Below are 21,247 nucleotides of genomic sequence, written 5' to 3' on the forward strand. Positions count from 1 at the left end.
CCTCCTCCGCCATGGAACTCCGCCATCTCCGCTATTTCCAGACCGTCGCCCAGGAACTGAATGTGACGCGTGCGGCAGAAAAGCTGCATATGGCCCAGCCGCCGCTGTCGCGGCAGATCCGTCAGTTCGAGGAAGAAGTGGGCGTGGCGCTGTTCGACCGCGTGGGCCGTGGCCTGAAGCTGACCGAGGCGGGCCGCTTCCTGCTGGAGCAATCGCTGCAACTGACGCAGCGGCTGGAAGAAACGCTGGAAGGCACGCGCCGCATCGGCCGCAACGAAAAGCGCTGGTTCGGCATCGGCTTTGTGCCGTCGGTGCTTTATGGCGTGCTGCCGGAGCTGATCCGCGAATTGCGCGGCGATGACAGCGAGGTGGAAGTCGGCCTGACGGAAATGATCACGGTCCAGCAGCTTGAGGCGCTCAAGTCCGGCCGCATCGACCTGGCATTCGGCCGGCTCACCTTCAACGATACGGCGATCGTCCAGCAGGTGGTGATGGCCGAGACACTGGTCGCCGCCATGCCGGTCACCGCCCCGCCCCCGGCCGCGCCGTTCGATGCGGCCGGTCTGGCGCGCCAGCCGCTGATCCTCTATCCCGCCCGACCGCGTCCCAGCTACGCCGATCACGTGCTGTCGCTGTTCCGCGCGCAGGGCCTGCAACCGCGCGTGGTGCAGGAAGCCAACGAACTGCAGACCGCGCTGGGCCTCGTGGCGGCGGGCCTGGGCATCACGCTGGTGCCATCGTCGGTGCAGCGGCTGCATCGCGACGACGTGCGCTACGTGTCCATCGACGCCCCCGGCTTCATCTCGCCCGTGATCATGAGCTATCGTGCCGGCGATACCTCGCCGCACCTGACGCGCGCCATTGCCTGGGTGCGCAGCCAGGCGCGCCCGTAGCCGGCGAAACAGGGCCTAGACCGACACCATCTTCGACCTGGCCGCGACCTTCCGGGCTTCCTTGCGGCGGCCATACCAGCCGCCCACCAGCAGCAGCACCGCCACCGCGATGAGATCGCCCGTCAGGGCCACGGGCCGCGTCGGACGCCCCCCCGCGAAGCCATAGGTCAGACCTTCGATGCCCACCGACACCACGGCGCCCAGCACGAAGCAGAACAGGCTGTGGCGGCCGATCTGCACGACCGGACCCATGAAGCGGGCCATCCGCTCGATCCACCCGGCGCGCACGGCCAGGTACACCAGCCATGCCAGACCGAGGAAGCTGACCACGCGCAGCGCGGCCAGGCTCTGCTTGGGCAGCGGGAACGCCATCGTCGGGATCCACGCCGGCAGCCAGGACTCATACAGGTGCGGACGCATCCACAGGTAGGCGGCGCCCATGCAGAGCAGCGCCACCACCACGGCGCCGGCCGTAAAGGCACGGCGCACGATGGTCTGCTGTGGCAGGACGAAATCGGGACGCAGCCGCGCCAGCAGACCCAGGGCGAACATCAGCTGCCAGGCAAACGGGTTGAAGCTCCAGCCGCGCGGCTCGCTACTGGGCAGCAGCGGCAACAGCGTGGGCGACATGATCCAGAGCGCCACACTGCCGCAGATAAACGCCAGCGGTTGCGCGCGAGCCCAGCGGATGGCCAGCGGCGCAATGCCGATGAATACGGCGTACATCGGCAGCACATCGGACACGAACGGCTGGCGCGCCAGCGCGAAGACCTGCAGCAGCGTGGCCAGCGGCTGCGCCATGAAATCGAGCGCCTCCGTGGCGCGCACGGCCGGCGCGGGGATCTTGCACATCGCCAGCACAAAGCCGAACAGCAGCATCAGCACGCCGGTCAGCACGAACGCCTTGTAGATCTCCCAGCTGCGGCGGCGCAGGCGCTTACGTGCCGCGCTGGCACCGTCGCGCGCTTCCATGGCCAGATAGGCCGCGCCGGCCGAGCAGCCGGCCAGGAAGACGAACACCTCGGCGGCGTCGAAAAGCTGGAAATTCCGGATCGTATAGTCGGCCAGCACACTGCCGTTGACATGATCGACCACGATGAAGAGCAGCGCGATGCCGCGAATGAGGTCGATCTCGGTGCGCCGCTGATTGTTGTTCACTGCGTTCACAGGCGTACATCCCAAGGCTTGCCAGCGGCCCGGGAGGCGCCACGCGGCAATCACGGGTGGCATCTTACCGTGATCTCAGGGTTTACCTGTAAGAACAGTGTTTCGCAAAGTTACGATATGTGATAAACCCGGCAGGCGTGGATTTCAGCAAAACGGTCAGATATCGCGATGATTATTTCGGAGTTTTTCTATTATCGAATAGCAGTTTTACGAAAACGGGATTCATCCAAACGCCGCATGGCGATTTCCGCGGGAATCTTGCCTATAATTCTCGCTGCTTTTCCCATCCTTGCCTGGCAAAAGAGGCGCGACACCATGAGCACGATTCCGCAATGGCTTCATGACGAGGTCAACGACTATTTTGTTGTCCCGATTCGGACGACCCCGCACACCGTGCTCGATATCGGCGCGAATATTGGCGCATTTGCACTCCGCGCCCACCGCGAATGGCCATCGGCCACCGTATTCTGCTATGAACCCATGCCATTCAACGTGGAAAAGCTGCGTGAAAACGTCGACGGCGCCTGGTGCCATATTTCCGCCAGCGCAGTGCGCGCCACAGCCGGCGAGGACGATATTCACGTCGGGGACATGTTTGTCACGGGCGGATTCTCGAAAGGCGCGCGCATGACAAACCAGACCATTCGCGTCCAATGTGTGGCAGCCAGCGGTCTGCCATCCTGCGATCTGGTGAAAATCGACACCGAGGGATCTGAAGTCGAGATTCTGTCGCATCTTAATCTCGAAAATACCCAGGTCATCATGCTTGAGCATCACAGCCTGAGCGATGCCGAAACCCTCAGAAAAATGCTCAGCCCCGTTTTTGAATTGGTGCATGACGAAACCTCGCGCGAGGTCGGCACCGAAGTGTATTTCCGGCGTGGCTAACCATGCAAACGCGGGCCGGCGTTAGTCCTCATACCCCGGTAAATGCCGCATGCAACCGGGCAAGCGTGTGCCGCCCCGCGCGCACCACGGCTGTATCATGGGTGGTCTGGGCGCGCACGATCATCCCCTCGATACAGATAATCGCCTCTTCGGCGACCGCCTCTGGCTGATCCAGTCCCAGCTCCCGGGCGATGTCCCCGACAAAGGCCTGCAACGACGCCTTGTGCGATACCGCCTGTTCCAGTAGCCGGGCATCGTCGCCGGCACCGCCGCCCGATTCCGCCACCATATTGATAAAGGCGCAGCCGCGAAAATCCTCGCCCTCGAACCACTCGCCCAGCGTATCGGCCATGACGTCCAGATTCGGCCGCGCTGCCAGCCGGCGTCGCACACCCGTTTCAAACCACGTCATCCAGACGTCGTGCCGGCGCTGCAGATATTCGAAGATCAGATCGTTCTTCGACGCAAAGTGCCGATATAAAGACATTTTGGCCACACCCGATTCCGCAATGATGCGGTCGATGCCGGTGGCACGGTAGCCATCGCGATAAAACAGGCGTGCGGCGGTGTCGAGAATGCGGTCGCGAGCGGAAGGGGTGGCCATGGCGAGGTACGAGCTTCAGCGAAAAACACTGCCATTATAGTAGACAGGTCTGTCTCTGAGGCAGTGTACTCGCCGCTGCGGGCCAGTCACCCCGCCCCGTCCCGATCCGGCAACCGCGGCGTGAAACAACGCTGCTGGATATCGCCGCGACGCGCCACCAGCATGGTCGATTCCGGGATTTCTTCCCACACGCCCTGCACGTCGATCAGCGGCTCGGACAGTACGAGGAAGGCATCGTCCCCTGCAGCGATGATGCGCGGGTCATCGGGATAGAGCGCCCGCAACTGGCGAAACGACGTACTGTGGAACAGCGACCGTGAATCGCGTTCGCTGGAATAGCGCGCCGCCACGATCTGCTGCCCGTCGGTCACGCAGACGGTCATGTTGATGGGGTGCTCGATATCGTGCCGATGCCCGACCGACTCGATCAGCCCCACCATCTGCTCCAGTGCCCCCTGCGGATCGCGCTCCAGGCCGAATGTCAGTGCCAGGAAAAACATCACCTCGGAATCGGTCGAGCCCTCGATCCACCGGAACAGGTGCGGCGCCACGGACATCATCAGGTCCCGCCGCACCAGCGGGTAATCGCGGATAAGCCCATTGTGGGCAAACAGCCAGCGGCCAAACCGGAACGGGTGACAGTTCGTTTCCTGGGTCGGCGTGCCCGTGGCGGCCCGTATATGCGCCACGAACAGCGGCGCCCGTACCGCCCGCGCGGCCTCGCGCAGGTTGGTATCGCTCCAGGCCGGGTGCAGGCACCGATAGCGGAACGGCAGCTCGGAATGCCGCCCGTACCAGCCGACCCCGAAGCCGTCGCCATTGGTCGTGGTATGTCCGAGGCGGGAATTCAGGCTCTGGTCGATCAGCGAATGCTCGGGCTGAAACAGGACTGCCTCCATCGGAACGGAACGGCCCGAATAGGCCAGCCAGCGGCACATGATGCCTCCTCCAGTCTGTCAGTGCGGGATATCCACTTCAGCATAGCAAGTGGCCCGCCAGGATGCTGTTACGGCGCAATTGCGGGGCCGTCCTGTGGCAATTCCTACATTGGCTGCCGGGGACCGCGTTTCGATTCGGCCATGCCACGCGCCCAAAATACATCGAATACATCACGCTTGGCGGCCACTGGCCCGCTGCCCGCCCCTGATCTTCGCCGGGCACCATTCGTGCTACATGCCCGAAATGGAGCACGCATGGACCACCGGAAACCGCCTGCAGTTGCTGGAAAACGGCGACGAATACTTCCCGCGCCTGATCGCGGCCATCGGGGCGGCGCGCCATAGCGTGCTGCTGGAAACATTCATCCTGTTCGAGGACGACGTCGGCAGGCCGCTCGCCGATGCGCTGGCGGCGGCCGCGCGCCGTGGCGTCGCGGTCGGCATGACCGTGGACGGATTCGGCTCGGCCGACCTGTCGCCCGACTACCTTGCGAGGCTGGCCGAAGCGGGCGTCGTGGTGCGCGTGTTTGCGCCGGGGCGCCGGCTGCTGGGCAAGCGGACCAATCTCTTCCGGCGGCTGCATCGCAAACTGGTCGCCATCGACGGCGATCTGGCCTTCGTGGGTGGCATCAACCTGTCCGTCGAGCATCTGGTGCAGGCCAGCCCGTCCGCCAAGCAAGACTATGCCGTCGAGGTACAAGGCCCGGCTGCGCGCATCATTCATGAATTCATGCGCGAAGCCAGCGGCGACCGGCCCGCCAGGCAGCCTCGCGCACCCATCCGGCGGGCACCCCCGCCCCACCCCACCGATCACGCCGCGCCCGGCTCCGTGCTCTTTGTCACACGCGACAACCAGGCACACCGCAATGACATCGAGCAGCAATATCTGGCAGCCATTCGCACGGCGCGACACCAGATCGAGATCGCCAATGCCTATTTCCTGCCGGGATACCGGCTGCTGCAGGCAATCTGCAACGCCGCGCAGCGGGGTGTCGATGTGCGCCTGGTGCTGCAGGGCCGGCCAGACATGCTATGGGTCAAGCGCACCGTGGACATGCTGTACGCGCACCTGCGCGAATCGGGCGTGCGCATTTTCGAATACTGCGAGCGGCCCAACCACAGCAAGGTGGCCGTGGTGGACGACGATTGGGCCACCGTGGGATCGAGCAACCTCGACCCGCTGAGCCTGTCGCTGAACCTCGAAGCCAACCTCGTGATCCGCGACACCGCGTTCGTGGCATCGCTGCGGGACAACCTGCGCAACCTGATGTCCGCGCGCTGCCCCGAGGTCTGCGCCGCATCGAGGCCGCGCGGTGCGTGGTGGCATGGCATCGCCACGCCGCTGATCTTCCATTTCCTGCGCAAGTTTCCGGCGTGGGCCGGTTGGTTGCCGGCCCACACCCCGAAAATCGTGTCGCCGGTGCCAGTACCCGACACCCCGTCGCCAGAGCCGATGGTGCGTCAGACGCGACAGGACGGCCCATGACGACCGCCGCCAACCTGCGCCGCAGCCTGCGGCGCAACGTCCGATGGTCCATCGTCAAGCGCGTGGCGGGGCTGGTGTTCGTGGCGCTGGTGATCTACCTGATTTACCGGAGCCTCAGTGGCGTCGATTGGGCACAGGTCCTGCAGGCGCTGAAGCAGTACGACGCCGCAACGCTGCTGCCAGTGCTGGGGCTGGCCTGCGTCAGCTTCTCGCTGCATGCCTCGTTCGACCTGCTGGGGCGCCACTACACCGGGCATCACCTGTCCACGCCACGCGTCATGCTGATTGCCTTCATCGCCTATGTCTTCAACCTCAACGTCGGGGCGATGGTGGGCGGGCTGGGCATGCGGCTGCGGCTCTATTCGCGCGCCAATGTGAGCGGGTCCCAGGTGGCCGGCATCTACACCATCGCCATCATCACCAACTGGACAGGCTACATGCTGCTGGCCGGCGCGGTGCTGACGCTGGCAACCCCGGCGCTGCCGGCGGACTGGGGCATCACGCCATGGATGCTGCGCGCCGTGGGCGCGGCCATGCTGGCTTGCGGCCTGTTGTACTGGCTGGCGTGCGCCAAGGCTAGGACGCGCAGTGTGCGGTTCGGCCGGCATGTGTTCCGGCTGCCGGGTTTCCGCTTTGCGCTGGTGCAGAACGTGCTGTCGATCACCAACTGGATCGTGCTGGCGTGCATCATCGATCTGCTGTTGCCCAAGGCGGTCAGCCTGCCCCAGGCGCTGGCCGCCCTGCTGGTGGGTGCGGTGGCGGGCGCGCTGGCGCACATCCCGGCCGGTATCGGCGTGCTGGAAAGCGTATTCGTGGTGCTGCTGCGGCCCGTTGCGCCGGAGCACATCGTGGTGGCCGCCCTGATCGCGTACCGCGCGCTGTACTACCTGCTGCCCATGGTATTTGCCACGTCGGCCTATGCCTGGATGGAACTGCGCGGCGCGCGGGCCGCCCGTCGCGCGCAGGCTGGATAGAAAAAAAGGCAGGCAGCGCGCCGGCGCCACCTGCCTCCAGCATCGATCTGCAAATTTCAGGCTGCCACCTTCAGTTGCGTCAGCTTGGCCTCGGCATCGCGCAGCGCGGTACGCAGGCCCTCTTCCACCACCGGGTGATAGAACGGCATGGCCAGCATCTGCGAGATTGTCAGGTTCTGCTGGTACGCCCACGCCAGCAGATGCGCGATATTCTCGGCGCGCGGGCCGATCCATTCGGCACCCAGGAAGCGGCCCGTGGCCCGGTCGGCATAAATATGCATCAGACCCCGGTTTTTCAGCATCACACGGCTGCGGCCCTGATCCTCGAAGCTGACTTCACCGGTCACGAAGCGACCCTGGATCAGGTCCGCATGGCGCTTGCCCACCATGGCGATCTGCGGATCGGAGAACACCACGGCAATCGGCGCGCGTCGCGCCAGCGGACGCAGGTTCGGCCAGTGCGCGGCGTTCTCGCCGGCGATCCGGCCCTCGTCGGCCGCCTCGTGCAGCAGCGGCAGCACGTTGTTGGCGTCGCCGGCAATGAACACCGCCGCATCGCCACATTGCAGCGTGACCGGATCGAACACCGGCACGCCACGGGCGTCCAGTGCCAGCGCCGTGTTCTCCAACGCCAGGTTGTCGACGTTCGGCCGACGTCCCGTGGCAGCCAGCACGTACGCAAAACGCTCGGTCACCGGCTTGCCGTCCTCGCCCCGGAACGTGATCACCGCTTCGTCGCCCTCGCGGCGCATATCGGTCACGTTGGCATCGGGCAGCAGCGGGAATTCCGCATGGAAGGTCCTGGCCGCGTAAGCCCGGATTTCGGGATCGGACAACGGGCCCACGCCACCGCCAACGCCGAACACGCGTACCCGCACGCCCAGCCGGGACAGCGCCTGCCCCAGTTCGAGCCCGATCACGCCGGGGCCGAACACGGCCACGCTGGCGGGCAGGTCCTGCCACGAGAACACGTCGTCGTTGATGATCAGACGGTCACCGAACACCGTGAACGACGGCGGCACGGCCGGACGCGATCCGGTGGCGATCACCACGCGGCTGGCCCGCACCACGGTATTGGCGCCCACCTGCAGCACCGTGTTGTCGATGAACTGTGCATAGCCGCGCAGGCGGTCTTCCTCGGGAATGTTGTCGACGCCGCGCACGACAAAGCCCACGAAACGGTCACGCTCGCTGCGTACGCGGTCCATGACCTGGCGGCCGTCGACGCGGACCGGCCCGTCCACGTGTACCCCGAATGCGGCGGTATGGCGCGCCTCGTGGGCCGCCTCGGCTGCCGCGATCAGCAACTTCGACGGCATGCAGCCCACACGGGCGCAGGTGGTGCCATAGGCGCCGCCCTCGATGACCACGGCACGCTTGCCCGCGGCGATGGCCGCGCGATACGCTGCCAGCCCGGCGGTTCCTGCGCCAATCACTGCCACGTCGGTCTGAATCGTTTTCATGTGCGTTTCCTGTTCGTGAGTCTTTGCATCAATCGGCGGATGGGATGACACAGTCCTCGCCATGGCGCGGTCAGGGCGATGCCATCGGGTCCGGCGACTGCCGGCCCGCACCGCCGCCGGCTGGCCGGCGGAAGGTTGCGGGAGCATTGCGGGGGCGATAAAAGGTGCCCAGGACACCGGCCGGGGGAGCCGGGCCCGGGCGGGAGGATCAGGCGGCCGCCAGGTACTGTTCCAGCGCGGCGGCACCGCCAACGAGCTTGCCGTTGATGAACACCTGCGGCGCGGTCATCTCGCCGGACATGGCGCCCAGCACCTTGCCGCGGATCTTGTTGTCCAGCGGCACGTCGATGTACTCGTAGCCCTTGTCCTGCAGCAGTTGCTTGGCCTTCGCGCAATGCGAGCAGCCCACCTTCGAGAACACCACCACCTGGTCGGGACGCTTGGCGTTCGGGGCGATGTAGTTCAGCATCGTGTCGGCATCGGACACCTTGAACGGGTCGCCCGGTTCTTCCGGCTCGATGAACATCTTGTCCACCACGCCGTCCTTCACGACCATCGAATAGCGCCAGCTGCGCTTGCCAAAGCCCAGGTCGGCCTTGTCCACCAGCATGCCCATGCCGTCGGTGAACTCGCCGTTGCCGTCGGGGATCATCACGATGTTCTCGGACTCCTGGTCCTTGGCCCACTCGTTCATCACGAAGGTGTCGTTGACCGACACGCACAGGATCGCGTCCACGCCGGCAGCGCGGAACGCCGGGGCCAGTTCGTTGTAGCGCGGCAGGTGGGTCGACGAACACGTCGGGGTGAAGGCGCCCGGCAGCGAGAACACGGCAACGGTCTTGCCGTTGAACAGTTCGGCCGTGGTCACGTCCTTCCATTCGTTGTTTTCACGCACACGAAACGTCACATTGGGAACGCGTTGGCCTTCACGGGATTGCAGCATCGAAATCACTCCTTGGGTGAGTTAGGCGCCACGTGTTGTGGCGATGGAGTGGATTGTCGCGGTCTGAATGTGATCCGTAAAATTCATTGTCTCAACCAAGCCGATTGAAACTTTCTATGATCAATCGGAGGAATCCGATTGCTTTTGACTATCAGATACGGTTTTGACTGCTTCCGCTCGCACATCGTCGTCGTTATCATGCGGGCACACAAAAACCATGAAGGGACAACCGCTCCATGACTCGCCTGCCCATCCGGCTACCCGCCGCGACCCTGCTGGCCGCCACCCTGTTCGCCCTCGGCGCCACGAGCGCCACCAGCGCCACGGCGGCCACGCTGGCCAAACCGGAACTGGACCAGCTGGTGGCCAGCGCCACGGCCACCCCGCCCGCCAGCTTCGGCGCATTCCTGGACGCTGCCGTCAAGGCCGATCCAAAGCTCGCTGCTTCGGTGCGCGCCTACCGGGCCAGGCGGCCGCTCAAGGGCGACGACCTGGTCAACATCGGGCGCCTGCTGGGCGTCTACAACCGCGTGCACAACCAGCAGGCGGTGCTCGACAGCATCACCGAAATGGTGGCGCTACGCACCGTGCGCGACGACAAGGTGCCGCAGCACGAAAACCCGGCCATCGTCGCGTTCGGCAAGCTCGTCGAGCGCATGGCCAACGACTTCGGCCTGCAGTTCCGCAACGTGGACAATCGCGTGTTCGAGGTGACGCTGCCGGGCCAGGGCAAGGAGACCTTCGGCATCCTTACGCACGCCGACGTGGTGCCCGTGGTGGCCGACGAATGGGTGCTCGACGACGGCACGAAGCTTGACCCGTTCCAGGTCACGCGCGTGGGCGACTACCTCTACGGCCGCGGCACCATCGACGACAAGGGATCGATTGCGGCGGCGCTCTTCGCCATGAAGACCGTGCGCGAGAGCGGCGTGCCGCTGGCGCGCACGATTCGCCTGATGATCGAGACCACCGAGGAAACCGGCGGCGACGGCATGAAGTACTACCGCGACAAGACCACCCTGCCGGAGTACAACATCGTGCTCGACAGCAAGTACCCGGCCGTGGTGGCCGAAAAGGGCTCTGGCGCGCTGACCGTGCGCTTTCCGGACCAACCCACCGACGGCAAGCAGGCGGCCATCGTCGCGATGGCCGGCGCCGCATCGGCAAACGCGATTCCGCAGACGGCCACCGCGCGTATTGCCGGCGGCGACCTGAACGCCGTGGCCGCCACGCTGGAGCAGGCGCGGGCGGCCTTCATCGCCCAGCAAGCCGCGCAGGGCAAGTTCACGATCGACATCGCACGCAGCGGCGACGCCATCGACGTGAAGGTCACTGGCTCGTCGGCCCACGGGTCGCGCCCCGAAGAAGGCGTGAATCCCGTGCCGCGCCTGGCGATGTTCCTGCAGGCGTCGGGGGTGCCATTCGCGGACAACCAGTACGCGCGCGCCACGCGCTACCTGACGGACCTGTACGGCACCGGCTACCTGGGCGAGAAGATGGATGTGGGCTACCGCGACGACTTCATGGGCCCGCTGACGATGTCGCCAACGCTGATCCGCGAGCGCAACGGCAAGCTCGAGGTCACCGCCAACGTGCGCATGCCGCGCGGGTCCACGCCCGACGCCCTGCGTGCAAAGATCGCCGAGCGCATCCAGGCCTGGGCTGCACAGACGCACACCGCGCTGGAGATCCAGCATGAACAGGGCGACTGGATGGCCCGCGACCCCAAGGGCGCGTGGCTCTCAACGCTGCTGAACATCTACGGCGACACCACCGGGCTCGAAGCCAGGCCAGTGCCCACGGCCGGCAGCACGACGGCCAAGCTGATGCCGAACGCCATCAACTTCGGCCCGGCCATGCCCGGCAAGAAGTACACCGCGCACAACGCCAAGGAGTACAAGGAAGTCTCCGACCTGAACCTGGACATGCAGATGTTCACGGAGATGCTGGTGCGCGTGGGCAACCTGCAGAAGATGCAGTGATGCAATGAAGCCGTGATGCAAGACGCCCTCTCCCGCTGGCGGGAGAGGGAAACCACCGCGCGCTCCCGGTGGGCGGCGCCTCAGAACCCCAGATCGCTCAGGCCCGGATGGTCATCGGGCCGGCGGCCCAGCGGCCAGTGGTACTTGCGGTCCACCTCGCGGATCGGCGCGTCGTTGATGCACGCGAACCGGCGGCGCATCAGGCCGTTTTCGTCGAATTCCCAGTTCTCGTTACCGTACGACCGGAACCAGTTGCCCGAGTCGTCGTGCCACTCGTACGCAAAGCGCACCGCGATGCGGTTGCCGTCGTGCGCCCAGAGTTCCTTGATCAGCCGATAGTCGAGTTCCTTCTGCCATTTGCGCGTCAGGAAGGCCACGATATCGTCGCGTCCGTTCACGAATTCGGCACGGTTGCGCCAGGCGCTGTCGACCGTATAGGCCAGCGCCACGCGGTGCGGGTCACGCGTGTTCCAGCCGTCTTCGGCCGCGCGCACCTTGGCGGCGGCGGTCTCCAGCGTGAACGGCGGCAGGGGTGGACGAACTTCGGGTTGGCTCGACATGGGAAGGCTCCTTGGGAATCGGAAAAACCTGGAAATCAATCGGAAATCGGTGCCAAAGCTGGCAAGATCCATATGTAGACAGATCTGTCTCATAGTGTTGAGTAGACAGATCTGTATGTCAAGCGGCAATTCGTCGCAGCGCCCGGCTTGTGTGCGATCCGGGGCCGCTAGACACGCTGCCGGTCAAACCCCGATTCGCGCGCGAGGACAATCGCCTGCGAGCGATTCTCGACCTCGAGTTTCGAGAAAATGCTGGTGATGTGGTTACGCACGGTTTTTTCGCACAGCCCCAGGTGGGCGGCGATCTGCGCGTTGTCGCGGCCCTGCGCGATCAGCACGACGATGTCGCGTTCGCGCCGCGTCAGGGCGCCGAACGCCGGGTCGGTGGACGGTGCAGGCGCCGGCAGGAAGGCGCGCACTTCCTCGATCCAGCGGTCCCACGCGGGCTCGGTTTCCAGCAGCAGGTGGTTCCCGCTGTCCAGCGGCACGAAGCGGGCGTTGGGAATCATGCTGGCGATCAGCCGCCCTTCGTCGAACGGCACGCGCGCATCGCGCACGGCATGCATCACCAGCGTCGGGCAGCTGACCAGCGGCAGCAGGTCCACCACATCGATCTCGTTAAAGACGCGCATGAAGCGCGCGGCATTGACCGGCGACGTGGACACGCGCTCCAGTTCATTGAACCAGCGGTGCTGCTCGGCGGTGCCGCCCGGAATGAACTGTGTGGTGAAGAACTGCCGGAACGCCGGATTTTCCTGACCCCAGCCGATCTCGGCCAGCCGGATCATCAAATCGGCCTCTTCGCGCATGGCGTCGCCCTGGTTGCGCTTGAGCCGCCCCCGCGCGTAGCCGCCGTGCAGCACCAGATGGCTGACGCGCTCGGGATGCGCCACGGCATAGGCCACGGCGATCGACGCCCCCTGCGAGATGCCCAGCAACGCAAACGGCTCCACTGCCATGGCATCGACGATGGTTTCCAGGTCGCGCAGCCAGGCGTCGAACGACAGGTCTTCCACGTGGCGATCGGAAAGGCCGCAGCCGCGCTGGTCATAGCGGATCAGCGTGTGCTGCTCGGACAGCGCGCACAGCATATGGCTCCACACCGGGCTGCCAACATCGAACTCGAGGTGGCTCATCCAGTTGGCGGCCTTCACCAGCGGCGGCCCGCTGCCCGTGATGGCGTACGCCAGGCGTACACGGTCCGGGCTGGTGCATAGGCGAATCTGCTGCTTGAGCATCGGCATGGGCGGGTCGCGCACGGGGCAGGATACGGCAGACGCGGCGCGCCGCCGTGCAACGCCCGGCAACGGCTTACCGCGTCCGGCCATGCCGGGCGACTCACCTATCTTAGACAACGATCTCCAGCGCGCCGACATCAATACCGACTGCCGGCCCCGCAATGTGCGGAAGGCCAGACGCGGTGCATGGATGGTGCGCCGGATGCCGTACACCAGAGGGCGGTGTCCCGCGACGGACGTTGAAAGACCCGGCACTGCGGCAGGTGGTCTGCCGCGGCCGGGCAAAGCGCGCTAGCGCACGTCAGGCCGCGCGCATCGCGCAGTCCCCCTGGGCGCCGACGCTGCGCGCGCCGTCGGTGTACGCGTCGCGCGGACCGATGCGGTTGCCGCCATCGCTGAAGGCATCACGCGGGCCCATTCGCGCGCCATCCGCATAGGGATCGAAGGTGCCACGCAGGCACGATGACATGCTGACGTGCAGGGTCGATCCATTCGACGGAACGAATACTTCGCTCCACGCTGCGTGGGCGGTCTGGGTAATGCCGATGGTCAATGCGGAAACGGCTGAAACGGCAAGCAGGGTCTTGGCAACTTTCGTACACATCTCGACGACTCCAAACTTTCGAACTCCAATCAGAAGAACAACACGGAGGGCTGTGGGCCGGGATGGCATTGGCCGATCCGTGGAGTCATTGTCGGAAATCGCTGGCGAGCGTGTACGTGACCGGTGTCCCGGTTTTTGCCCGCTTCGGGGGAAAACCCGGTGCCACTGCGTGGGACTTCGGTCCCGTGCAGGCGAACGGACCGGGCCAGCGGCGCACAGCGGCGGTCTGCAAGCCGCGTCCAGCATGGCATGGCAGGTAGTCCTATCGTAATTCCCCGAGTAAACCCGCGCCAAGGACGCACGTCCCGCTTTCCGGTGCCGATTCCGATGAAAACGATTGCAGTCGGGACACCGGCCTCACGCGCGACACCCCAAAACGTCCGAGTATCCGCCCCACGTCCTCCATGGGACGGATTTCACGTATCAAGGAGTTTCGCAATGCAAGCTGCATCCCTTTCCGCCGACACACAACGCTACGCCCGCTGCATCGCCGCTTCACGCCGCATCCGCTGGGACATCGACCAGGACGTGATTCGCGGCCGCACGTTCGACCTTTCGCACAAGTTCATGCCCGACGGCCTGTCGCTCGTCGACGAACTGCCCTTCCTGAGTGCCTCGGAGCAGCGATTCCTGAGCCAGGTGCAAGGCCGTACCTACGCCAACATGTTCGGGCTGGTGGAACGCTTTGTCAGCGCCAAGGTGCTGGAGTTGACCGGGCAACACGCGCTGGGCGACCAGGTCGCGCTGGAGGCCCTGATCCGCTTTTCCGACGAGGAACTGAAGCACCAGGAACTGTTCCGCCGCATCGAACGGCTGGCCGCGCAGGACATGCCAGAGGGCTATCGATTCGACGCCCAGCCCAATGACGTGGCCGCGTTCGTGCTGGGCAAGCGCACGTGGGCCGTGCTGGCCGTGATCTGCCAGCTCGAACTGTTCTCGCAGGCGCACTATCGCGCCAGCATCGGCACGGCGCCGGACGTATCCGAGCTGTTCAAGGACGTGTTCCTGTACCACTGGCGCGAGGAATCGCAGCACGCGATCCTGGACGAGCTGGAGTGGATCCGCGAGAACGCGCGCGTGAGCGACGCCGAGCGCGATGCGGCCATCGACGACATGCTGGCGATCGTGGGCGGCTTCGACGCGATTCTGCAGGCACAGGCCCATGCCGATGCGGCCTACTTCATGCGTGTGATCCGCGGCGCGCAGGATGCCCCGCATGCGCCGGACGTGGAGGCGGTGATCCTCAAGGCGTACCGCTGGACGTACATCGTGACCGGCATGTTCGAACCGCGCTTCTCGAAGCTCCTGGAGGAGATGACCACGGAGGCACAGCGCGCACGCATCCAGGCCGGCGCGGCGCCGCTGATGTACGCGATGCCGGCCAACGGCGCGCCGATGCCGGCGATGGCGGCCTGAGCCAGCCGGCGGTCCGCCAGTCTGGAGATCTGGCTATCTGGCGGACCGGCGCCTCTGCTTCCCGGGGGCGCGTTACCCAGGCGTTACCCAGGCGTTACTCGGGCGTGATGCCGGCCTGCTTGATCTGTGCGGCCCAGCGCACCATCTCCTTGCGCAGCATGGCATCGGCCTGGGCCGGGCTCATCGTCAGCGGCTCGAAGCCTTCCTTGAGCAGCCGCGCCTTGAGTTCCGGCTGGGCCAATGCCGCATTGAGCGTCTGGTTCAGCTTTGCCAGCACGTCCCTGGGCGTACCGGCCGGCGCGCTGACGATGAACCACGTCTCGAACGCGTAGTTCGGCAGGCCGGCTTCGGCCATGGTGGGCACGTCGGGCATCAGCGGCGAACGTCTGGGCCCGGTCACGGCCAGCGCGCGCAGCTTGCCGGCCTGCACGTGCGGCAGCGCCGCGGACAGCACCGGGAAGCTCATCTGCACCTGGCCGGCAATCGTATCGACCAGGGCCGGGCCACCCCCTTTGTAGGGCACATGCAGGATGTCGGTGCCGGACTCGGTCTTGAACAGTTCGGCCGCCATATGGAACGTGCTGCCCGACCCGGCCGAACCGAAGCTGAGCTTGCCCGGCTGCGCGCGGGCCAACGCCACCAGTTCCTTGACGTTCTTCACCGGCAGCGCGTTGTTGACCACCAGCACGTGCTGCGACGTACCCATGGTGCCGACCGACACAAAGTCCCTGGCCGTATCGAATGGCAGTTTGGCGAATAGCGACGGATTGACCGCCAGGGCCACGTTGTTGATGGCCAGCGTGTAGCCGTCGGGCTTCGACTTGGCCAGCTGGTCCATGCCGATATTGCCCGAAGCGCCGGCACGATTGTCGGCCACGATCGACTGCCCCAGCTGCTTGCCCCAGGCATCGGTGATCAGCCGGCCAGCGATGTCCACGCTGCCGCCGGGCGCGAACGGCACGATCAGGCGGATGGGACGGTTGGGGAAGCTGTCTGCGGCCAACGAAGGCACGGCGGCAAGCGTGGCAGCCATCGCCGCAACGGCAATGCCCGCACGCCTGGCAAGGCTGGCGAAGGAAATACCCATGATGATCTGTCTCCTGGTTGGTGCGCCGGGCTTGGGCCCGGTCGAATACCTGAATCGCCCTGTCCGGCACGGTTTCCGGACAAGGCGCAGGCAGTGTAACCATGAAACAAAGCGCAGGGTTATCGTCTTCAGAACGACATTGATGCCTTCAACTCACGAATCGGACATCGTTCGCGATCAGACCCGGGCATGTTCCAGCGGGGCCAGGTAGTGGTGGATCTGCGCTACCACGGCCGCGCCCTCACCCACCGCCGCGGCCACGCGTTTGGTGGAGCCTGACCGGACATCGCCAATCGCGAACACGCCGGGCACGCTGGTTTCGAGCGTGTAGTCGGCCCGTTCGGTACAGGAATGATGCGCGTCGTAGCCGGTCAGGATGAAGCCCTTGTTGTCGGTCTCCACATGGCACGAGCGCAGCCATTCGGTGTTGGGCGCGGCGCCGATGAACAGGAACACGTGGCGCATCGGCACGGCCACGCATTCCGGCCCTTTGGCGCGCTCCTTGTACCGGACCGTGGAAAGCCAGCCATCGCCCTCCATCGCGGTGATTTGCGCGTGGGTGTGCAGATGCACGTTCGGCAGGCCCTTGAGCCGGTCGATCAGATAGCGCGACATGGTGGCCTCCAGCCCCTCGCCGCGCACCAGCATGTGCACCTCGGCCGCGTGCGACGCCAGGAACACCGCCGCCTGGCCAGCCGAATTGCCGCCGCCCACCAGCATCGCGTGTTCGTCCTTGCAGAGCTTGGCCTCCACTGGCGACGCCCAGTAGTACACGCCGCGTCCCTCGTAGCGTTCCAGCGAGTCGATCTGGGCACGCCGGTATTGCGCGCCGCTGGCGATCACCACGGTGCGTGTGGGAATACGGCGGCCATCCTGCAGTTCGAGTTCGATCGGATTTTCGCCACAATGCAGCGCCTTGGCTTCTAGCGGAATGGCGATGTGGGCGCCGAACTTGAGCGCCTGCACGAACGCGCGGCCGGCCAGCGCCTGGCCGGAAATGCCGGTCGGAAAGCCCAGGTAGTTCTCGATGCGGGCACTGGCGCCGGCCTGGCCGCCCGGCGACCGGCAATCGAGCACGGCCACCGACAGCCCTTCGGACGCGGCATAGACGGCCGTCGCCAGCCCGGCCGGACCGGCCCCGACCACGATCACGTCATAGACATGGTCCGGATCGAATTCGGGCACCAGCCCCAGGCAACTGGCAAGCTGGCCTTCGTCCGGCGCGCGCAGCACGCTGCCGTCGGGGCAGATCACCATCGGAAAATCGCTCTGGGGCGCCTTGCTGATGTCGAGCAGGCAGGTGGAATCGGTATCGGTCTCGATGTCGATGACCCGATGCGGATGGCCGTTGCGGCGCAGGAACGCCTGCAATGCCAGTAGCAACGGCTCGGTGCCCTTGCCGACCAGCACCGGCCCGCCCCCCTGCTCGATCAGTCCCACCCGACGCAGGATCAGCGCGCGCATGATGCGCTCGCCCAGGTCGGCCTCGGCCACCAGCAGCGCCCGCAGGCTGGGCGGCGGGATCACCAGGATGGTCACATCCTCCAGCGCCACCGCATCCACCAGTGCCGGCTTGCCGGTCAACTGTCCGACTTCGGCCAGGAACTGGCCCGGGCCTTCTTCCGTAATCGGCGTACGGTGGCCTAACCCGTCGCGACGGTCGATCCGCACGCGCCCGGCCAGCACCACGTGCATGCCGCGACCCGCATCGCCTACCTGGAAGATCAGCTCCCCGGCCCGCCATGTGCGAACCTGGCCAAAGCGCCGGATACGGTCGATCTCGGCTTGCGTCAGGGTGGGGAACATCTGGTGCCGGCGCGTTTCCAGGGTCGAGAATGGCGCCTCGAGTTCGGTCAGCGCTGGCTGCGCAGCCGGTGCGTCATCGGTGTCAGGATGGGCGTCGAGTTCCGACGTCGCCTGGGTCATCTCCATGCTTTCCCCCGTTGCTGTGAAGCGGCCGGCCACGCCGGCGCGTGATGCATCGATCGAAGACTGCGAAGACTGCCTGGCCGGGCATGCCGGCCGCGCTGGATTGGATAGTAGCCCCGCCAGCCCGGAAACACAGCCGCGATGTTCGCGCCCCCGGAAATGGTTCGGCATGCACCACTCTTGCGCAGGATCATGAAGTCACGGCAAGGCTCCATGTATGGTTCTGGCCGCCCTCTCCTTGCTTCACGCTACGCCGGTGGTGTGCCATCGGCGTGACTATGAAAAATCCGACTGAATCTCAGAGCTTTAAATCATGGTGAGAATATTAAGCGGTCGCTACACTGTGCTACGCGCCTCCAAGACGCACCGTCCGTCATGGACCCACGAGGCCCCTGGCGGCAGATCAGACAGCCCCCAGCAAGGAGACTAGATGTACCGCGATCGCATTCGCCTGGCCGCCCTCCAGGACAGGATCATGTCGGCCGATGAAGCCGCAGGCCTGATCCGGGACGGCATGACCGTCGGCATGAGTGGATTCACGCGCGCCGGCGACTGCAAGGCCGTTCCCGTCGCGCTGGCACGCCGCGCCGCCACCGATCCGCTCCAGATCACGCTGATCACCGGCGCCTCGCTGGGACACGATACCGACAAGATCCTGGCCGACAGCAACGTGCTGGCGCGCCGCCTGCCCTTCCAGTCCGACGCCACGCTGCGGCGCAAGATCAACGGCGGCGAGGTCATGTTCATCGACCAGCATCTGGGCGAGACCGCCGAACTGCTGCGCAGCGGCCAGATCGGCCCGGTCGACATCGCGGTCATCGAGGCCACCGCCATTACCGAATCGGGCGGCATCGTCCCTACCACCTCGGTCGGCAACTCGGCCAGCTTCGCCAAGATGGCGAAGCAGGTCATCATCGAGCTGAACCTGAGCATGCCGAGCGGGCTGGAAGGCCTGCACGACATCGCGTTCCCCGTGCAGCGGCCGTATCGCCAGCCGATCCCGCTGATTGCCGTGGAGCAGCGCATCGGCCTGCCCTATATCCCCGTCGACCCGTCGCGCATCGCAGCCATCGTCATCACGCAAGCCGACGACAGCCCGTCGAACGCGCTGCCGCCCGATGCCGAGACGCGCCAGATTGCCGGCCACCTGAATGCGCTGCTGGAGCGTGAAGTGCGCGCGGGCCGCCTGTCGCCGACCCTGCAGCCGTTGCAGGCCGGCATCGGCACGATCGCCAACGCGGTGCTGCACGGCCTGGCCGATTCGCCATTCCATGAGCTGACGATGTATTCCGAGGTGCTGCAGGACAGCACCATCGCGCTGATCGACGCCGGCAAGATGCGCGTTGCCTCGGCGGCGTCGATGACGCTGTCCGCGCCGGTGTATCGCCGCGTGCTGGACAATATCGAGCACTACAAGAGCAAGCTCGTATTGCGTCCGCAGGAGATCAGCAACCACCCCGAGGTGCTGCGCCGGCTGGGCCTGATCACCATCAACACGGCGCTGGAATGCGACATCTACGGCAACGTCAACTCCACGCACGTCGGCGGCACGCACATGATGAACGGCATCGGCGGCTCGGGCGACTTCGCGCGCAATGCGTATTTGTCGGTCTTCGTCACCAAGTCGGTGGCCAAGGACGGCAAGATTTCCAGCATCGTGCCCATGGTGACGCACGTGGACAACAGCGAGCACGACGTGGACATCCTCGTCACCGAGCATGGCCTGGCTGACTTGCGCGGCCTGGCGCCGCGAGAGCGTGCGCTGCAGGTCATCAACAACTGCACCGATCCGGCCTACCGGGACGGCCTGCTCGACTACTACCGCCGGGCTTGCCTGCGCGGCGGACAGACGCCCCATGTGCTGGAAGAAGCGTTTGCCTGGCACACCCATTACCGCGACCACGGCACCATGCTGACGGCCGCGGGCAAGCCGGCAAACGAACCGTTGGCGGCCTGACCGCCCCGCCGCGCCACCCGCCTCTCAGGACCCGCAGCATGTTGCGGGTCCGATGGCCCTCCAGGCCACCCGCTTGCGGCGGCCGGTTCCAGGGCGTCGTCGCCGCCCTCCCGTTGAATCTACCGTCCGTTGCCCGGACGCTCGCCGACACATGTTCGTGCGAGTTTGTGTCTTTTGTGTCCAAATCGCCATTTTCCCGGCGCGCCCTGATAGGGTCTCTCCCCCTGCTTTTCGTCAACCGTCTCGCAGATTGTCAGTTGACAACTCGCGAGCTGCCGCATATCGTGGGAGGCCTGATGGGTCGGGATAAACATCCAAGAAAAGAAATCGAAGCTGCAGTCCAGTACGCCGAGGGCGAATTCTGGCGTTGCAAGCTGGGCGGATCGCATGCCTGGGGCAAGCTGTATTGCCCCTATCACTGCGCCGCCTGCCGCTGCGGGGAATTCTGCATCGTGTCGATCTGGAGCACGCCGCGCAATCCGGAACTGCATGCCCGGTTCCTGCGTCGCGTGGTGGACCACTGCGCCATCCATCAAGACCGCAAAGCGCCCCCTGGTGTCTCGCACTGACAGGACAACATGGAATACAACTTCACCCTGAAATACCAGCTCCCCGATTCGGACAACGACCAGGACGACGTGGTGGAGCGCCTTGGGGCCAGCGGCTGTGACGATGCGCTGGTCGGCATCGGCATTCCGGGACGCATTGCGCTGATGTTCGCGCGCGAGGCTGACACGGCCCATGGCGCCATCGTCAGCGCCCTGGCCGATGTGCGCCGCGCCGCGCCGCATGCGCGGCTGATCGAGGCCACGCCCGACCTGGTCGGCCTGACCGATGTGGCCGAGGCCGTCGGCGTCTCGCGGCAGAACATGCGCAAGCTGATGATCAGCTACCCCGCGTCGTTTCCGCTGCCGGTGCACGAAGGGTCCGCGTCGGTCTGGCACCTGGCGGACGTGCTGCGCTGGCTGGCGCAGCGCGGCAGCTATGACCTGGACCCCGCGCTGGTCGATGTGGCCGAAGTCACGATGCAGGTGAACCTGGCGCGCAGCGCCACGCGCCTGGTGCCGGAAATCCGGCAGCAACTTGAGCGGTTGGTGGCCTGACGGGTCATTTCCACC

At 65.6% G+C, this 21,247-nt stretch carries 19 protein-coding genes; 9 read left to right on the forward strand and 10 right to left on the reverse strand.

Features of this window, described 5'->3' with window-relative positions; translation table 11 throughout:
* Window positions 1-11 precede the first annotated feature (11 nt).
* Entirely contained in the window at window positions 12-893 is an 882-nt protein-coding gene (locus D9X30_RS19965; RefSeq protein ID WP_153948788.1) for a LysR family transcriptional regulator, read from the forward strand.
* A gap of 15 nt (window positions 894-908) precedes the next feature.
* Here D9X30_RS19965 and D9X30_RS19970 read toward each other — a convergent pair whose 3' ends face one another.
* Window positions 909-2,051: an OpgC domain-containing protein gene (locus D9X30_RS19970; protein WP_249641019.1), complete on the reverse strand. Its 1,143-nt coding sequence runs from the start codon at window positions 2,049-2,051 to the stop codon at window positions 909-911.
* A gap of 324 nt (window positions 2,052-2,375) precedes the next feature.
* On the opposite strand from D9X30_RS19970, the gene D9X30_RS19975 reads away from it, so the two are divergent.
* Window positions 2,376-2,948: an FkbM family methyltransferase gene (locus D9X30_RS19975; protein ID WP_194946552.1), complete on the forward strand. Its 573-nt coding sequence runs from the start codon at window positions 2,376-2,378 to the stop codon at window positions 2,946-2,948.
* Window positions 2,949-2,976: 28 nt separating this feature from the next.
* Here D9X30_RS19975 and D9X30_RS19980 read toward each other — a convergent pair whose 3' ends face one another.
* Together D9X30_RS19980 and D9X30_RS19985 are read right to left on the reverse strand one after the other, a co-directional pair.
* Window positions 2,977-3,552 carry a TetR/AcrR family transcriptional regulator gene (locus D9X30_RS19980; RefSeq protein WP_153948785.1) on the reverse strand — a complete coding sequence of 192 codons (576 nt, stop codon included), beginning with the start codon at window positions 3,550-3,552 and terminating at the stop codon, window positions 2,977-2,979.
* 86 nt (window positions 3,553-3,638) lie between these two features.
* The gene (locus D9X30_RS19985) at window positions 3,639-4,490 is read right to left on the reverse strand and encodes a class II glutamine amidotransferase (protein WP_153948784.1); all 852 of its coding nucleotides are present in this window, start codon (window positions 4,488-4,490) and stop codon (window positions 3,639-3,641) included.
* A gap of 244 nt (window positions 4,491-4,734) precedes the next feature.
* On the opposite strand from D9X30_RS19985, the gene clsB reads away from it, so the two are divergent.
* A complete protein-coding gene (clsB, locus tag D9X30_RS19990) occupies window positions 4,735-5,976 on the forward strand; it encodes a cardiolipin synthase ClsB (protein WP_153948848.1) in 1,242 nt (413 codons plus the stop codon).
* Window positions 5,973-6,950 carry a lysylphosphatidylglycerol synthase domain-containing protein gene (locus tag D9X30_RS19995; RefSeq protein ID WP_153948783.1) on the forward strand — a complete coding sequence of 326 codons (978 nt, stop codon included), beginning with the start codon at window positions 5,973-5,975 and terminating at the stop codon, window positions 6,948-6,950. The genes clsB and D9X30_RS19995 overlap by 4 nt, the downstream gene beginning before the upstream one ends.
* Window positions 6,951-7,006: 56 nt before the next feature.
* Here D9X30_RS19995 and D9X30_RS20000 read toward each other — a convergent pair whose 3' ends face one another.
* On the reverse strand, window positions 7,007-8,413 hold the full coding sequence (locus D9X30_RS20000) for a dihydrolipoyl dehydrogenase (RefSeq protein ID WP_153948782.1): 1,407 nt from the start codon (window positions 8,411-8,413) through the stop codon (window positions 7,007-7,009).
* A gap of 208 nt (window positions 8,414-8,621) precedes the next feature.
* Window positions 8,622-9,356, reverse strand: a complete 735-nt coding sequence (locus D9X30_RS20005) for a glutathione peroxidase (RefSeq protein WP_153948781.1) — start codon at window positions 9,354-9,356, stop codon at window positions 8,622-8,624.
* Window positions 9,357-9,592: 236 nt separating this feature from the next.
* Here D9X30_RS20005 and D9X30_RS20010 point away from each other — a divergent pair, with 236 nt between their 5' ends.
* Window positions 9,593-11,338: a dipeptidase gene (locus D9X30_RS20010; protein WP_153948780.1), complete on the forward strand. Its 1,746-nt coding sequence runs from the start codon at window positions 9,593-9,595 to the stop codon at window positions 11,336-11,338.
* A gap of 80 nt (window positions 11,339-11,418) precedes the next feature.
* Here D9X30_RS20010 and D9X30_RS20015 read toward each other — a convergent pair whose 3' ends face one another.
* The 3 genes from D9X30_RS20015 to D9X30_RS20025 all read right to left on the reverse strand — a co-directional run bounded on the left by D9X30_RS20015 (window position 11,419) and on the right by D9X30_RS20025 (window position 13,740).
* On the reverse strand, window positions 11,419-11,898 hold the full coding sequence (locus D9X30_RS20015; protein ID WP_153948779.1) for a nuclear transport factor 2 family protein: 480 nt from the start codon (window positions 11,896-11,898) through the stop codon (window positions 11,419-11,421).
* 167 nt (window positions 11,899-12,065) lie between these two features.
* Window positions 12,066-13,142 carry an alpha/beta fold hydrolase gene (locus tag D9X30_RS20020; protein WP_153948778.1) on the reverse strand — a complete coding sequence of 359 codons (1,077 nt, stop codon included), beginning with the start codon at window positions 13,140-13,142 and terminating at the stop codon, window positions 12,066-12,068.
* Between the two features lie 295 nt (window positions 13,143-13,437).
* Entirely contained in the window at window positions 13,438-13,740 is a 303-nt protein-coding gene (locus D9X30_RS20025) for a hypothetical protein (RefSeq protein ID WP_153948777.1), read from the reverse strand.
* 438 nt (window positions 13,741-14,178) lie between these two features.
* Between D9X30_RS20025 and D9X30_RS20030 the strand changes: the two genes are divergently transcribed.
* Window positions 14,179-15,156, forward strand: a complete 978-nt coding sequence (locus D9X30_RS20030) for a hypothetical protein (protein WP_153948776.1) — start codon at window positions 14,179-14,181, stop codon at window positions 15,154-15,156.
* A gap of 94 nt (window positions 15,157-15,250) precedes the next feature.
* Here the strand turns inward: D9X30_RS20030 and D9X30_RS20035 are convergent, their stop codons facing one another.
* Together D9X30_RS20035 and D9X30_RS20040 are read right to left on the reverse strand one after the other, a co-directional pair.
* Window positions 15,251-16,243, reverse strand: coding sequence for a tripartite tricarboxylate transporter substrate binding protein (locus D9X30_RS20035; protein ID WP_153948775.1), 993 nt, complete (start codon window positions 16,241-16,243; stop codon window positions 15,251-15,253).
* A gap of 177 nt (window positions 16,244-16,420) precedes the next feature.
* Window positions 16,421-18,175: an FAD-dependent oxidoreductase gene (locus tag D9X30_RS20040; protein WP_153948774.1), complete on the reverse strand. Its 1,755-nt coding sequence runs from the start codon at window positions 18,173-18,175 to the stop codon at window positions 16,421-16,423.
* Between the two features lie 427 nt (window positions 18,176-18,602).
* Between D9X30_RS20040 and scpC the strand changes: the two genes are divergently transcribed.
* From scpC to D9X30_RS20055, 3 genes are all read left to right on the forward strand, one after another.
* Entirely contained in the window at window positions 18,603-20,129 is a 1,527-nt protein-coding gene (gene scpC / locus D9X30_RS20045) for a succinyl-CoA:acetate CoA-transferase ScpC (RefSeq protein WP_153948773.1), read from the forward strand.
* 296 nt (window positions 20,130-20,425) lie between these two features.
* Window positions 20,426-20,698 (forward strand): hypothetical protein, encoded by a 273-nt coding sequence (locus tag D9X30_RS20050; protein ID WP_153948771.1) that lies wholly within the window; start codon window positions 20,426-20,428, stop codon window positions 20,696-20,698.
* A 9-nt stretch (window positions 20,699-20,707) separates the two neighbouring features.
* On the forward strand, window positions 20,708-21,232 hold the full coding sequence (locus D9X30_RS20055; RefSeq protein ID WP_153948770.1) for a helix-turn-helix transcriptional regulator: 525 nt from the start codon (window positions 20,708-20,710) through the stop codon (window positions 21,230-21,232).
* Window positions 21,233-21,247: the final 15 nt, after the last annotated feature.

Origin of the sequence: Cupriavidus sp. U2 (assembly GCF_009663685.2) — a bacterium.
In the GTDB taxonomy this organism is placed as follows: Bacteria; Pseudomonadota; Gammaproteobacteria; order Burkholderiales; family Burkholderiaceae; genus Cupriavidus; species Cupriavidus necator_C.

What these genes read in the sequence shown, in the direction of transcription:
- scpC (WP_153948773.1), top strand. Translation starts at nt 18,603, where the DNA reads ATGTACCGCGATCGCATTCGCCTGGCCGCCCTCCAGGACAGGATCATG.
- D9X30_RS20030 (WP_153948776.1), top strand. Translation starts at nt 14,179, where the DNA reads ATGCAAGCTGCATCCCTTTCCGCCGACACACAACGCTACGCCCGCTGC.
- D9X30_RS20035 (WP_153948775.1), bottom strand. Translation starts at nt 16,243, where the DNA reads ATGGGTATTTCCTTCGCCAGCCTTGCCAGGCGTGCGGGCATTGCCGTT.
- D9X30_RS20020 (WP_153948778.1), bottom strand. Translation starts at nt 13,142, where the DNA reads ATGCCGATGCTCAAGCAGCAGATTCGCCTATGCACCAGCCCGGACCGT.
- D9X30_RS20050 (WP_153948771.1), top strand. Translation starts at nt 20,426, where the DNA reads ATGGGTCGGGATAAACATCCAAGAAAAGAAATCGAAGCTGCAGTCCAG.
- D9X30_RS19985 (WP_153948784.1), bottom strand. Translation starts at nt 4,490, where the DNA reads ATGTGCCGCTGGCTGGCCTATTCGGGCCGTTCCGTTCCGATGGAGGCA.
- D9X30_RS19980 (WP_153948785.1), bottom strand. Translation starts at nt 3,552, where the DNA reads ATGGCCACCCCTTCCGCTCGCGACCGCATTCTCGACACCGCCGCACGC.
- D9X30_RS20005 (WP_153948781.1), bottom strand. Translation starts at nt 9,356, where the DNA reads ATGCTGCAATCCCGTGAAGGCCAACGCGTTCCCAATGTGACGTTTCGT.
- D9X30_RS20015 (WP_153948779.1), bottom strand. Translation starts at nt 11,898, where the DNA reads ATGTCGAGCCAACCCGAAGTTCGTCCACCCCTGCCGCCGTTCACGCTG.
- clsB (WP_153948848.1), top strand. Translation starts at nt 4,735, where the DNA reads ATGGAGCACGCATGGACCACCGGAAACCGCCTGCAGTTGCTGGAAAAC.
- D9X30_RS20055 (WP_153948770.1), top strand. Translation starts at nt 20,708, where the DNA reads ATGGAATACAACTTCACCCTGAAATACCAGCTCCCCGATTCGGACAAC.
- D9X30_RS19995 (WP_153948783.1), top strand. Translation starts at nt 5,973, where the DNA reads ATGACGACCGCCGCCAACCTGCGCCGCAGCCTGCGGCGCAACGTCCGA.
- D9X30_RS19975 (WP_194946552.1), top strand. Translation starts at nt 2,376, where the DNA reads ATGAGCACGATTCCGCAATGGCTTCATGACGAGGTCAACGACTATTTT.
- D9X30_RS20010 (WP_153948780.1), top strand. Translation starts at nt 9,593, where the DNA reads ATGACTCGCCTGCCCATCCGGCTACCCGCCGCGACCCTGCTGGCCGCC.
- D9X30_RS19965 (WP_153948788.1), top strand. Translation starts at nt 12, where the DNA reads ATGGAACTCCGCCATCTCCGCTATTTCCAGACCGTCGCCCAGGAACTG.
- D9X30_RS20040 (WP_153948774.1), bottom strand. Translation starts at nt 18,175, where the DNA reads ATGGAGATGACCCAGGCGACGTCGGAACTCGACGCCCATCCTGACACC.
- D9X30_RS20025 (WP_153948777.1), bottom strand. Translation starts at nt 13,740, where the DNA reads ATGTGTACGAAAGTTGCCAAGACCCTGCTTGCCGTTTCAGCCGTTTCC.
- D9X30_RS20000 (WP_153948782.1), bottom strand. Translation starts at nt 8,413, where the DNA reads ATGAAAACGATTCAGACCGACGTGGCAGTGATTGGCGCAGGAACCGCC.